Consider the following 12,508-nt stretch of genomic DNA (forward strand, 5'->3'; position numbering starts at 1 on the left):
CCCCCACCCAGGTCCACCGCACCCACCATTCCCACGGCGCGGGGGCGCACCAGTCCCGGAATCGTGGCGGCCATCCGCTCGAAGGCGGCCTTGACGAGGGGGGCCTTTCGCGCCACCTGCCCCATCACATCCTCGTCCCGGTAGACGGCCAGCACCTCCCGGGCGATGGCGGCGCCCAGCGGGTTCCCACAGTACGAGTGCCCGTAATACAGCGCCCGGTTCGGCGCCCCGAGGAAGCCGGAGAAGACGCGCTCCGAGGCCAGGGTCGCGCCGAAAGGCAGGATTCCCCCCGAGAGGGCCTTCGCCAGACACAGCATGTCCGGCACCACGCCCGCCAGGTCCACCGCGAAGCGTGCGCCCGTGCGGCCCAGCCCCGTGAAGACCTCGTCGGCGATGAGGAAGGTGTCCACCTCGCGCGTGGCCTCGCGCACCGCCCGGACGAAGTCCGGTGAGTACATCACCATGCCCGCCGCGCCCTGCAGCACCGGCTCCAGGATGACGCCCGCAATCTCTTCTGGATGCGCACGCAAGGTGGACTGGACCTGCTCGAAGGCACGAGCCCAGCCCCCCTCCTCCGCCGGAGAGGGGACGTGCACCACGTCGAAGAGCAGGGGGCCGAAGACTTCCCGGAACAGGGGAACGCCCCCCACGCTGGTGGCGCCCATCGTCTCGCCGTGGAACGCCCCCGACAGGGTGATGAAGCGGGTGCGGCGCGGCTGGCCATTCTGCGCCCAGTATTGCGCCGCCATCTTGATGGCCACCTCCACCGCCGTGCTGCCGTTGTCCGAATAGAAGACGCGGGACAGGCGCTCGGACGCGGGAAGGCCGGGGCGGTCCGAACCGGGGGCGATGGCCGCCAGCTCCGACGCCAGCAGGGCCGCCGGCTCGTGGGTGATGCCCGCCAGGGAGACGTGTGGGAGCGCGGCGGCCTGCTCGGCGAGCGCGCGCATCAGGCGCGGGTGCCGGTGGCCCAGCGTGGACACCCACCAGGAGCCGTTCGCGTCCAGGTAGCGCGTGCCGTCCGCGTCATGGAGGTACGCCCCCTCCGAGCGCACCACCACCAGTGGATCCGTCTGCGCGATGTAGGCCTCCATCGCCGTGTAGGGATGCCAGACGTGCGCCTTGTCCAATCCGACGATGTCCGACCGCTTCACGCGTGTGCTCCTCTCGTGGAACTCAGTGCCCCCTTCCGTACCGGAAGAGCGGGCCACACCGCCGCGCGTCATGTCATGCCACGGCGCGTTCTACTGATGGCCCCCTGAAGAGGAGCGACCGGGCGCACCGCCCCTCGGGGCAGGGGCGCCGCTCTTCGGCCCTGCGTGACGAGGCCATGACATGCCCGGTGTTACCTCGGTTCAGTCACTGACCGGAGAGCTCGAATGGCCGTCCTCATCTTCTTCGTCTCGCACTGGCTGCTCTGCGTATTCTTCCAGAGCTTCTTCCAGCACCGGTACGCGGCCCACCGCATGTACACCATGGGGCCGAAGACGGAGCGGGTGATGCACCTGCTCACCTACCTCGTGCAGGGCTCGTCGTACCTGTCGCCCAAGGCGTACGCCATCCTCCACCGCGAGCACCACGCCTTCTCCGACACCGAGCAGGACCCGCACTCGCCCCACTTCTTCAAGGATGTGGCGCGGATGATGTGGCACACCAAGGCGCGCTACGACGACTACGCGGCCGGCCGCGGCCAGCCCGAGGCTCGCTTCCTGGGCGGCTACCCGGAGTGGCCGCTCGTGGACACCACGCTGCGCACCTCGTGGCTCGCCTCGCTGGGCTGGGTGGCCTTCTACTCCGCCTTCTACGTGGCGTTCGCCACCTCCCCCTGGCAGTTCCTGCTGCTGCCCCTGCACTTCCTCATGGGCCCCCTGCACGGCGCCATCGTCAACTGGTGCGGCCACAAATACGGCTACCGGAACTTCGCCAGCACCGACAAGTCGCGCAACTCGCTGCCCCTGGACTTCCTCTGCATGGGGGAGCTCTTCCAGAACAACCACCACAAGTACGGCAGCAGCCCCAACTTCGCGGCCCGGAAGTTCGAGCTGGACCCCACGTGGCAGGTGATGCGCGTGCTGGCCCTGCTGCGCGTCATCCGCATCACCACCCCGCAGCGTGCCGTCTGGCCGGAGGCCCGCGAGGCCGCTCGGGCCGGGGGCGCCGCCCGCGCCGCCTGATGGACAGGCCAGCAACCCCCTGCGGGCACGCGCGAGGCGCGTTAAGAGTGCCCCCGTGCCCGCCGATACCCCGCTCCGTCTGCGCATCCTCGAAGCAGTGACTGACGCCCCGGCCAAAGGCTGGGACGCGCTCGTCGGCCCCGACGCCCCACCCTTCGTCCGGCACGCCTGGCTGGCGGCCATGGAGGAGAGCGGGAGCGCCACCGAGGAGACGGGCTGGGCGCCGCATCACCTCACGCTGTGGCGCGGCCCCAAGCTGGTGGCCGCCGCGCCCGCGTACCTCAAGTTCCACAGCATGGGCGAGTACATCTACGACTTCGGCTGGGCGGATGCCGCCGCCCGGCTCGGGGTCGAGTACTACCCGAAGCTCGTCGTGGGCGGGCCGCTGTCCCCCGCCACCGTCCCTCGCTTCCTCATCGCCCCGGGCGAGGACGTCCCCGCCCTGCGCCGGGCCCTGCTCTCCGCCGCCGCCCAGAGCGCCCAGGAGGCGGGCTGCTCCTCCGTCCACGTCCTGTACCCGACGGGAGACGAGGCGGACTTCCTGGAAGCCGAGGGGCTCGCCCGGCGCATCACCCTTCAATTCCATTGGAAGAACCCGGGCTACGGCAGCTACGACGACTACCTGGCGCGCTTCGACTCCAAGCGCCGCAACCAGCTCAAGCGCGAGCGCGGGGCCGCGGCCACCCAGGGTATCTCCCTGCGCACGGTGCGCGGCGACGCGCTCTCCCAGGTGCACGCCCAGCGCGCCTACGGCTTCTACACCTCCACCTGCGAGCGCCACGCCTGGGGGCAGATTCAGCTCACCCCCGACTTCTTCGCGCGCGTCTTCCGCACGATGCCCGGCGCGGTGGAGCTGGTGGAGGCGGTGCGCGGCCAGCAGGTCGTCGCCGGCGCCTTCAACCTGGCCACCCCGGAGCGCCTCTATGGCCGCTACTGGGGCGCCTTCGAGGAGCACCCCTTCCTCCACTTCCACGTCTGCCTGTACCACTCCGTGGAGGACTGCATCCGGGCCGGCCGGAAGGTGTTCGAGCCCGGCGCCGGGGGTGAACACAAGGTGTCCCGCGGCTTCGAGCCCACCGCCGTGCACAGCGCCCACCTCATCTTCGACAAGACGCTGGACGGCGCGGTGCGAGGCTTCCTCCGCCGGGAGCACGCTCGGCTGGCGCCCGCCGTGGAGGAGGCCGAGCGCATCTGCGGGCTGAAACCCTGGCCCCTGGCCGCCCCGCCGGGCACCGAAGGGGCTACCGGCACCTGAACGCCCCCGGATTGTCAGCCCGAAGAGACCTCTCCGCGACTTGAAGTTGTGAAACCGGGGTGAGCCTCTAGAGTGTCATCGCCATGAAAGCCCCGGAGACGGACGAAGACTTCATCCAGTGGTACGAAGACTGCTGGGCGGACCGCGACGAAGTCGAGTATCCGAAGATGTTCGGCGCCATTGACGAAGGCGTCTTCACGCTCGACCAGACGGATGCCATCCAGGCGTGGATGGAGAGTGAGCTGGCCCAGGTCCAGGAGGCGGACCCCAACTGGGGTCCCATGGGCGTGCGCGTCGCCCCGCCCAGCGAGAGCTACCCCTACTGGACCTATGTCACCAGCGGCCTGTCCAACCCCTTCACCGCCGCGCCCGGCGAGGACATCCCCGACGACGCGCCCAGCGGGCTGGGCTACGAGATGGTCATCCACACGCCCGAAGAGGCGAAGTGGCCGGTGTTCCGGCTGCTGGACATGATGGCCTACAACCTGGTGTCCCTGCGCGCCTTCGCCATGGGCCACCGCTACCCGGTGGAGGGCGCGCTGGATGGTGGCGAGTCCAAGCTGGGCGGCTTCGTGTTCGTCAGGGACCCGGCCCGGCCCGACCACTTCGTGCTCCCCAGCGGCAAGGTGCAGCTGCTCACCCTGGTGGGCGCCACCCGCAACGAGATGGCCTTTGCCCGCTCCAACGGCATGGACAAGCTGATGGCCAAGCTGGTGGCCGCGGGCTCCGGCTACATCACCCAGCCCGACCGGGAAGAGGTGAAGCTGTAGTCAGTCACACCGCTTCGCGCGGCGGGGCGTCCTCCACCAACGCGTGCAGGACGCCCAGCTCGAAGGGCTTTTCAATGCGCGGCACCGGCACCGACTGGAGGAAGGTCCGTGCACGCTCGGAGAAGCCCCCGCCCGTCATGAAGACGAAGCGCGCGAGCAGCTCCGGCTGACGCGAGGACAGCGCCTCGTACACGTCCATCCCCGTCAGGTCTCCCATCATCAAGTCACAGAAGATGCGGTCGAAGTCCGCGTCGCGCGCCAGCGTGTCCAGCGCCTCGCGCCCGCTGTGGACGACCACCACCTCGTGACGCGCGCCGAGGATGCGGCCCAGCACCGAGGCGAGCAGCGGCTCGTCATCCACCACCAGCACCCGCTTCCGCCCGGGGAGGTCCTTGTCCTCCGCCACCCGCACGGATGGCGCGTCCGCGTCGGTGGTGGGTAGCCGCACCTGGAAGACACTGCCCAGCCCCGGCGCGCTCGAGGCCGACAATTCGCCGCCCATGCCTCGCACCAGGCCCAGGCTGGTGGACAGGCCGAGTCCAGCGCCCTCCCCCAAGGGACGGGTGGTGAAGAAGGGCTCGAAGGCGCGCTCCAGGACCTCGGGCGCCATGCCGTGGCCGTTGTCCGCCACCTCCACCACCACCGTCGCGCCGTCCCTCCAGGTGGAGAGCGTCACCTGGTAGCGCGCCACGTCTCCTTCCGGGATGGCCTGCGCGGCGTTGACGAGCAGTTGGAGGAACACCTGTCCCAGCCGCGTCTCGTGCGCCATCACCGTGGGCACCGGCCCCAGGCGCTTCTCCACCCGGGCCCGGTGGCGCAGGTGCGGCATCGCCATGGAGAGGCCGAACTCCAGCGCCGCGTGCACGTCCACGGGTGACAGGCGCGGCTCCTCCGCTCGGGCGAAGGTCTGCAAATCGCGAACGGTGGTGCGGATGCGCTCGGCGCCTTCCTTCGCCTCGCGCAGGGCCTCCATCGCCTCGCCCAGCGCGCGGGCCCAGGCGGCACTCACTTCGCCTCGCGCCGCGAGGGGCTCGAGTTGCTCCAGCGCGAACTGCAGGTTGCCCACGACGTAGGAGAGCGGGTTGTTGATTTCGTGCCCCACGCCCGCCGCGAGCTGTCCCGCCATGGCCAGCTTCTCCGACTGCACCAGTCGCTCACGCGCGGCCATGAGCTCGCGGGTGCGCTCGTGGACCAGGGCCTCCGCTTCCAGGCGGCCCGAGTGCTCACGCGACAGGAGCACGTCCCGCTCCGCCTCCGCCTGCTTCCTGGCGGTGACGTCCCGCCCGAAGATGGACACGTTGCCGTTGGCGCCCCAGGCGTGCACCTCATGCCAGCGTCCAGGCGTGGCGCGCCATTCGAAGATGGTGGGGCCCGCACCGCTCGCGACGCGGCGCAGCTCCCGCTCCATCCGCGTGCCCAGCAACTCCGGGCACGCCTGCCACAGAATCTGCCGGAAGAGCTGCTCCTGTGAGCGCCCGCTGAGCGCCGCGGCCTCGTGGTTCACATAGGTGACCCGCCAGTCCGCATCCACCGTGAAGAACGCGTCGGGTGTGGCCTCCAGCATGCTCCGCACCCAGTCCAGCGTTTCCCGGACGCCCTCCTCCAGCCGCAGGGCGCTGGTGATGTCACGCAGGCGCAGCAGCACACCGTCCCGGAGCGGCACCGCCGTTCCCTGCAGCCACGCGTCCCCTTCCTGGAAGCTGTCAGCGGCCGGCCGCCCCGCCTCCACCACCTCCCGGAGCAGGTCCACCCGGGCGGCCAATCCCGAGCCCGGCATCAGCTCGCGCAGCCGCTTGCCGCGCAGCGACTCCGGTGCGGCGTGCCCCAGTGCTCGCGCGCCCGCGGGATTGGCCCAGGCCCACTGAAAGTCGACCAGCGCTCCCGCCGCGTCCCGCACGGCGTGCAACACCATGCAGCCTTCGGGCTGGTGGCGCTCCGCTTCCTCGAGCGCCACGAGCAGCACATCCATGTCGGGCGCCGGAGCCGCCTGGAATCGGTCGTTCAGAATGGCTCCATGTCGACACGAATGCGGGGCCGTCACAAGTACACGCGGCGGACATGTATCAGTTCCCGTTAGGCTCCTCGGTCGCCCATGACGCCCACCCTCATCACCGCCGTCCGCTTCGAGCCGCTGCACCTCCCGCTCACCGAGCCCTTCGCCATCGCCACCGGCGCGCAGCACGCCGCGGAGAACGTCCTGGTGCGGCTCACCCTGGCGGACGGCACCGAGGGCCTGGGCGAGGCCGCCCCCTTCCCCGCCGTCAGTGGAGAAACTCAAGCCAGTACGCTGACCGCCCTGGAGCAGGTGCGCGCGGGACTGATGGGACAAGACGCTCGCGCCTGGCGGCCCGCGTCCGAGGCGCTGGGGGATTCACTCGCGCTGGCGCCCTCCGCCCGGTGCGCCGTGGAGACGGCGCTGCTCGATGCGCTGGCTCGGCACTACCGCGTTCCGCTGTACGTGATGCTGGGCGGCGCGCAGGCCACGCTGGACATCGACATGACCATCACCGCGGGAGACGTGGCCCATGCGCGCAAGTCCGCGCGGGCCATCCTGGCGCGGGGCATCACCACGCTGAAGGTGAAGGTGGGGGCGCTGCCGCCCGATGAAGACGCGGCACGGCTGGTGGCCATCCATGAAGTGGCGCCCCAGGCCCGGCTCTTCGCGGATGCCAACGGCGGCTATGACGTGGCCGAGGCGCTCGCCTTCCTCAAGGCGCTGGAGCGCGCGGACGTTCCCCTGGCCCTCTTCGAGCAACCCGTGCCCGCGCATGAGGTGGCCGGCATGGCGGAGCTCACGCGCCGCTCGCGCGTGCCGGTGTGCGCGGATGAGTCGGCGCGCTCGGCGAAGGACGTGCTGCGGCTCATCCGGGAAGGCGCCGCGCATGCCATCAACATCAAGACGATGAAGTGTGGCGTCGTCGAGGCCCTGACGATGTGGAGCCTCGCTCGCGCCGCGGGCCTGGAGCTCATGGTGGGCGGCATGGTGGAGAGCGTGCTGGCCATGTCCGCCTCGGCGCACCTGGCCGCTGGGCTGGGGGGCTTCACCTATGCCGACCTGGATACGCCGCTGTTCATCGCGAGCCACCCCTTCCAGGGCGGGGCCCGGTACGCGGGCGCACGGCTGGAGCTGCCAACGGATGCCCCCGGGCATGGCGTCACGCGGGCCTGAGCCACACCCCGTCGCACGGCCTGCGAGCAGGCAGGCGCCCCTGATGAAACCGCTTTGCTGAAGCATTCCAGCGGCGCTGCGCTCCTGCAGGCGGTCTCCGTGGGGGCCCTTGATGGCTTGTCGGAGCGGCCTCAGGCTTTCCGATTGTGCCTGTCTCTCCTGATGACACCATCGCCTCCCTGCTGCACCCCGCGCGTCGCGAGCCCGCGCGCCTGCGTCGACTGACGGTGCTGGCTGCCTGCGCGGCGCCTCGGCCACTGCCGGTGAACACGCTCGCCGAGGCCCTGGGCACGTCGCTCCATGAGGGCGCCCGGCTCGCCTGTGAGGCGGGGCTGTGCACGGTGCTTCCGGGACACCGGCTGGCGCCCACCAGGGCCGCGACGCTCGACATGGCGGTGAACCTGCTGGAAGTGCCCGCGGTCCGCGAGACGTGCGCCCGCCTGGCGCCGCTGGCCGAGGCCTCCGACGAAGCCCTGCTGTTGATGCTGGCAGCGGATCCGCTGGGGCTGGGACGTGAGCTGCTCCAGCAGGCGACGGGACGCGCCGCGGACATGGCGGCGGGCATCCTGTGGGCGCTGGAGCCCACGCCCTCGCACAGCGCGATGCCCGCGCCCTGGAGCTTCGCCCCCTGGGGTGAGCAGGCGCGGTGGGCCAGTGCCTTGCTTGCCACGGCCGCGCACGTCCTCGTGCGAGGGGGGCAGGTGGCGTCCGGGCACGCGCTGGTCGCCTGGGCCTTGGGCACCGACGGACTCGCGGGCCGAATCTCAGAGGACCATGGCTTCCTGGCGCCTACGCATCTGCAGTTCCTTCTCGACGCGGGACAACGGGAGGCGGGCATCGCTTTCGCGCGCGAGGCGCATCCGGCGCTCGACGGTCCGGAGAACACCTTCTCACGCCTGATGATGACGGTGCTCGAGGGACGCGTGGCGATGGATGCCGGCGACGACACGTTGGCTCGGCGCCTGTTCACCACCGTGGAGGGCCAGGCTCGCGCCGCCGGACTGGACGACCTGGTGGGACTGGCCAAGGTCGCCTTCGCCACGCTGGCCCGGCGCGCGGAGCAGAACACCGCCGCCATCCAGTTGGGGCTCGCCGCGCTGTCCCTGCTGTGCGGCGAGGTCCCCTTCGAGGCCGTGGCCCTGCTGGGCCTGGGACTCGCCTACTCCCGGGAGGGCCGCCACCTGGAGGCCCAGTCCGCGCTCACGCTCGCCCTGCCGGGACTGGACATCCCCTTCCAGCAGCTCTCCGCCTATCCACAGGCCATCGCCACCGACTGCTTCCTGGGCGATACCGCCGAGGCGGAGCGCAAGCTGGCCGCGCTCGTGGCGCGCGCACCCGATTCACCCCAGGCCCGGCTGGCCGTGGGCTTGAGCCGCGCCCAGCTCCAATGCGCTCGCGGAGAGTGGGAGGCGGCCCTCACCACGCTAGACGGACTGAGCGGCGACGAGGAGACGGCGCAGCCCCACCTCTATGCCATCCCCACCGGATGGCTGCGCGTGGAGGCCCTGCTCGCGCTGGGACGGGCCACGGAGGCCTCTTCCGTCCTGGACGCCCTGGCCCAGCGGCTCTACCTGCGCAACAGCGCCACCCAGCCGGCCCGGCTCCATCTGCTCGATGCCCGGGTTGCCTTCGCCAATGGCGACATGGCTCGTGCGCGCCGGGCCCTGCGCCGCGCGAGCGCCCGCCCCGACCGCCTGAGCGCCCAGGACTTCACCCTGCGGGTCCGCGTCCTTACGCTGCAACTGGCGGAGGCGGGAGGTGCCGAGGCGCAGCGGTTGAGCGCTCGGCAGGCGGCGCTCGCGGAGTGGCGGCGGCTCATCGACGCGCTCCCACCCGAGGCCCAGCAGCGCTTCCGCCGCGCCTATGACAGACCTCAATTGCGGACCCTGCTGGGTGAGTCCCCCACGGAAGACGGCTTCGCGCCGCCGTACCTGCGCGGCCGCTCCGCGGTGTTCCGCTCGGCCGTGGCGCAGCTGCGCAAGGTGGCTTCCTCCGACGCCAGCGTGCTGCTGTTCGGTGAGACGGGCGTGGGCAAGGAGCTGGCGGCGCGCGCCATCCATGACCTGTCCCGGCGTGCCTCGGACCCCTTCGTCGCCGTCAACTGCGCGGCCATCAACGATGAGCTGCTGCTGTCGGACCTGTTTGGCCACGAGCGCGGCGCGTTCACCGGGGCCCTGGCCCGCCAGCGAGGGCGCTTCGAGCAGGCCCACGGCGGCACCCTGTTCCTGGACGAGGTGGCCGACATCAGCCCTCGGGGACAGGCCGCGTTGCTGCGGGCCTTGCAGGAGCGCTCGTTCCAACGCGTGGGCGGCGCGGAGACGGTCCAGGTGGATGTGCGCGTCGTCGCCGCCTCCAACCGGAACCTGGCGAAGGCGGTCCGCGCGGGCGACTTCCGGCAGGACCTCTTCTTCCGGCTCAATGGCATCCAGGTGGAGCTGCCGCCCCTCCGCGAGCGCGACGAAGACGTGCACCTGCTGGCCACGTACTTCCTGGAACAGGCGGCACAGGAGCGCGGGGGCTCGCCGAAGTCGTTCACTCCCGAGGCCACGCGGTTGATGCGCGCCCACCCGTGGCCCGGAAACGTCCGCGAGCTGCATAACGTGGTGCGCGCGGCGGACGTCCTGTCGGATGCGCCAGCCATTGGTGGCGCGGTGCTCGCGCCGCTCTTGCAGCGGGCGCTGGAGTGCGCCGAGCCCCGGCCCGCGCCCGCGGCGATGACGGACATCCCCATGCTCTTCCGGCAACATGGAGGTTCCCTCCGCGACTTCCTCGCGGAGGTGCAGCGGCAGTGCATTGCCCAGAGCCTCGTGGAGAATGGCGGCAACGTCGTCGCCACCGCCTCGGCGCTGCGCATCTCCCGCTCCCGGTTGACGCAGGTCGTCCTGGGCAACGCCGAGCTGCGCCGGATGTCCGGGCGGGAGCTGGAGACGCCTCCCGCCCGGCCCACCCGTGCGCCGCGCGCTCGCAGGGCATGAGCCCCCACGTCTCAGTGCGTGGGTTCGAACGAGGGCTTCACCAGCGACGAGGCCTCCGTGACGGGCTTGTCGAACACGTCTCCCAGGACGCCGGGCAGGCCGGCCTCCATGGCCTCGAGACCCACCGCGCCCGTGAGCCAGCGCGCGGCGAACTCCGGGTGGTCCAGGTAGGACTCACGCACGACGAGCGCCGTGGAGACCTCCGCGAGCACATGGTCGTCGACGCGCAGGAACTCCGCTGGCGCCCGGTCCACCTGCCGCTCCCCCAGCACCACGTCCGCCGTCTTCTCATCCAGCACGTGGATGAAGGTGCGGTAGCGGCCAGGCTTCAACGCGACACCCGGACCGATGATGGACTCCTTGGGCTCCAGCCGCTCCAACGCGAGCGCCGGTCCGGGACACCCCCGCTCGATGGTAGGCGCCTTGCCGCCAAAGCGCGCCGCCTCCCAGTCGGGATGGCCGGACACGGTCCGCAGGCTGGCACCGAGCCGCTCGGTGATGCGGGCGGCGCTGCCACGCAGGGACGCGGACTCCCGCACGCACAGGCGCAGGGCGTCGCGGTTGCTCGTCAGCAGTGCGCTGTGCACGTTGAACTGGGAGGCATCGTCGGGCGCGTGGGTGTCCTCGGGGTTGCCACACCGCACCGCGGCCAGGACGACACCGGACATCGCGACCACATGGGCCAACTCACGCAGAGGGAAGCGCTTCATGGAAAAGTTCCTCATGTCGAAGGGATGACGGCGTTCAGTTGGCGCGGTTCGCGATGTTGCGCACGGACACGAAGTCGGACGTCGTCGGGTGCCACACCGGGTCGGTGCACCCGTAGCTCAGGTACAGGTTGTTGTGCATCACGCTGTGCATGCAGTCCCCGTGGTAGCTGGGGTCTCTCAGGCCCACGAGGTGCCCCGTCTCGTGGTTGATGAACTTGCGCGCGCGCTCTCCCATGGCGGCCATCTGCTCCCGCTTCAGGTGCGCGTTCATGTACATGTAGTGCTGGTGCTTCCCGCTGGAGTCCGTCACCGGATTCACGGCTGTGACACAGGCGTACTGCTCGCCGCCGCACAGCGCGGCCCAGGACTCGCGGACGCGGAACTCCAGCTCGATGCGGTTGCGGTCCGCCGTCGCGTACTGGTTGCAGAACTTCTGCGTGCGCCACAGGTCCACGCGCCAGTCCGCCGCGCCATCCCAGACGAGGCTGAAGTCCAGCTTCGCCAACGTCTGCTCGATGAAGGGCGCAATCGTCGCGGCCGGGAGCGCGGTGGTCTCCGACATCACGCAGTACTCTTCGTCCTGCGAGCCCGGCCCGCTGCCGCCACTCGCGGGGCCGTCATTGCCATGAATGGTGGCGATGTGAATCTGGTTCCAGCCCGTATGCGAATGTGACGCGTTGGCCGCGGGCACATGGCGGAAGCCAACGAAGGCGGCGGTGGCCATCCAACCAGCCAGCATCCAACGCGGAAAGCGCTGGCGAGAGGCGAGCGACTGTTCATCCATGGGGCGTCTCCTGAGGGGTGCACTGCGGGTGTCCCGGATGGGACGCGCAAAGGACATTGCAGCGGCTGTGCCGCGTGCCGCCCCCCGGAGCGTCACGCCACCGCGCGGCCGGAACCGGTCACCTGACGCATGGAGTGACCACAAAGTGGTCACCGGCCGCGCACCGCGGGCTTCGCGGCGGGGAGCGTGGAGCACCTGAGCAACCTGGCCCCCTGATGTGACGCCCGCCGAGCGGCCCGTGAGGATTGGCGGGCCGCTCCTCGCGGGGCATTCGCGCTAGGGTAGGCGCATGACCCTGGCTGTCTGTGTGCGGTGTGGCAACTCGAAGGTGGGCGCCTTCACCCCCTGCGCGGCTTGCGGACTGGACCCCGCCGCCCATGGCACCGAACGGGAGCTCCAGGCGCGCAGCCTGCTGCTCACGGAGCGCTACCTGCCGGGGGGCGAGCTGGAGGAGCTGGGCCGGAAGATTCGCAAGGGTGAGCCCGTGTCCTACGACGCCGGGCTGCTCGCGCAGATTACCGAGGACCTCCGGACGCAGAAGCTGCCCATCGTCTCGAAGTCCTCCCCTGGGTGCTCCGTCGCCCTGTGGGCCGTGGTGGGCGTGCTGCTCGTGCTCGCCGTGGGCTTCCTGCTCATGTCGCGGCTGCGCGGGCCCTGAGCGACCCGACGGG

Annotated in this window: 10 protein-coding genes; 6 read left to right on the top strand and 4 right to left on the bottom strand. The window is 70.8% G+C overall.

Annotated elements, in window-relative coordinates; genetic code table 11:
- The coding region (gene bioA / locus HV824_RS17510) for an adenosylmethionine--8-amino-7-oxononanoate transaminase (RefSeq protein ID WP_176423807.1) at nucleotides 1-1,154 on the bottom strand (1,154 nt) is incomplete at its 3' end.
- A gap of 225 nt (nucleotides 1,155-1,379) precedes the next feature.
- Between bioA and HV824_RS17515 the strand changes: the two genes are divergently transcribed.
- From HV824_RS17515 to HV824_RS17525, 3 genes are all read left to right on the top strand, one after another.
- A complete protein-coding gene (locus tag HV824_RS17515) occupies nucleotides 1,380-2,174 on the top strand; it encodes an acyl-CoA desaturase (protein WP_176423808.1) in 795 nt (264 codons plus the stop codon).
- Nucleotides 2,175-2,229: 55 nt separating this feature from the next.
- On the top strand, nucleotides 2,230-3,429 hold the full coding sequence (locus HV824_RS17520) for a GNAT family N-acetyltransferase (RefSeq protein WP_176423809.1): 1,200 nt from the start codon (nucleotides 2,230-2,232) through the stop codon (nucleotides 3,427-3,429).
- An 83-nt stretch (nucleotides 3,430-3,512) separates the two neighbouring features.
- Complete coding sequence (locus tag HV824_RS17525) at nucleotides 3,513-4,199, top strand: suppressor of fused domain protein (protein ID WP_176413208.1); 687 nt, start codon at nucleotides 3,513-3,515, stop codon at nucleotides 4,197-4,199.
- 4 nt (nucleotides 4,200-4,203) lie between these two features.
- On the opposite strand, the gene HV824_RS17530 is transcribed toward HV824_RS17525, so the two are convergent.
- Nucleotides 4,204-6,168 carry an ATP-binding protein gene (locus HV824_RS17530; protein WP_255208114.1) on the bottom strand — a complete coding sequence of 655 codons (1,965 nt, stop codon included), beginning with the start codon at nucleotides 6,166-6,168 and terminating at the stop codon, nucleotides 4,204-4,206.
- Nucleotides 6,169-6,291: 123 nt separating this feature from the next.
- Here HV824_RS17530 and HV824_RS17535 point away from each other — a divergent pair, with 123 nt between their 5' ends.
- Nucleotides 6,292-7,368 carry a dipeptide epimerase gene (locus tag HV824_RS17535; protein ID WP_176423811.1) on the top strand — a complete coding sequence of 359 codons (1,077 nt, stop codon included), beginning with the start codon at nucleotides 6,292-6,294 and terminating at the stop codon, nucleotides 7,366-7,368.
- A gap of 146 nt (nucleotides 7,369-7,514) precedes the next feature.
- Complete coding sequence (locus HV824_RS38220) at nucleotides 7,515-10,343, top strand: sigma-54 dependent transcriptional regulator (protein WP_176423812.1); 2,829 nt, start codon at nucleotides 7,515-7,517, stop codon at nucleotides 10,341-10,343.
- Nucleotides 10,344-10,354: 11 nt separating this feature from the next.
- Here the strand turns inward: HV824_RS38220 and HV824_RS17545 are convergent, their stop codons facing one another.
- Both HV824_RS17545 and HV824_RS17550 read right to left on the bottom strand, forming a co-directional pair.
- Nucleotides 10,355-11,053: a hypothetical protein gene (locus HV824_RS17545; protein ID WP_176423813.1), complete on the bottom strand. Its 699-nt coding sequence runs from the start codon at nucleotides 11,051-11,053 to the stop codon at nucleotides 10,355-10,357.
- Between the two features lie 34 nt (nucleotides 11,054-11,087).
- The gene (locus tag HV824_RS17550; protein ID WP_255208115.1) at nucleotides 11,088-11,837 is read right to left on the bottom strand and encodes a hypothetical protein; all 750 of its coding nucleotides are present in this window, start codon (nucleotides 11,835-11,837) and stop codon (nucleotides 11,088-11,090) included.
- A 289-nt stretch (nucleotides 11,838-12,126) separates the two neighbouring features.
- Between HV824_RS17550 and HV824_RS17555 the strand changes: the two genes are divergently transcribed.
- Nucleotides 12,127-12,495 (top strand): hypothetical protein, encoded by a 369-nt coding sequence (locus tag HV824_RS17555; protein WP_176419998.1) that lies wholly within the window; start codon nucleotides 12,127-12,129, stop codon nucleotides 12,493-12,495.
- Nucleotides 12,496-12,508: the final 13 nt, after the last annotated feature.

Origin of the sequence: Myxococcus sp. AM009, assembly GCF_013372605.1 — a bacterium.
GTDB lineage: Bacteria > Myxococcota > Myxococcia > Myxococcales > Myxococcaceae > Myxococcus > Myxococcus vastator.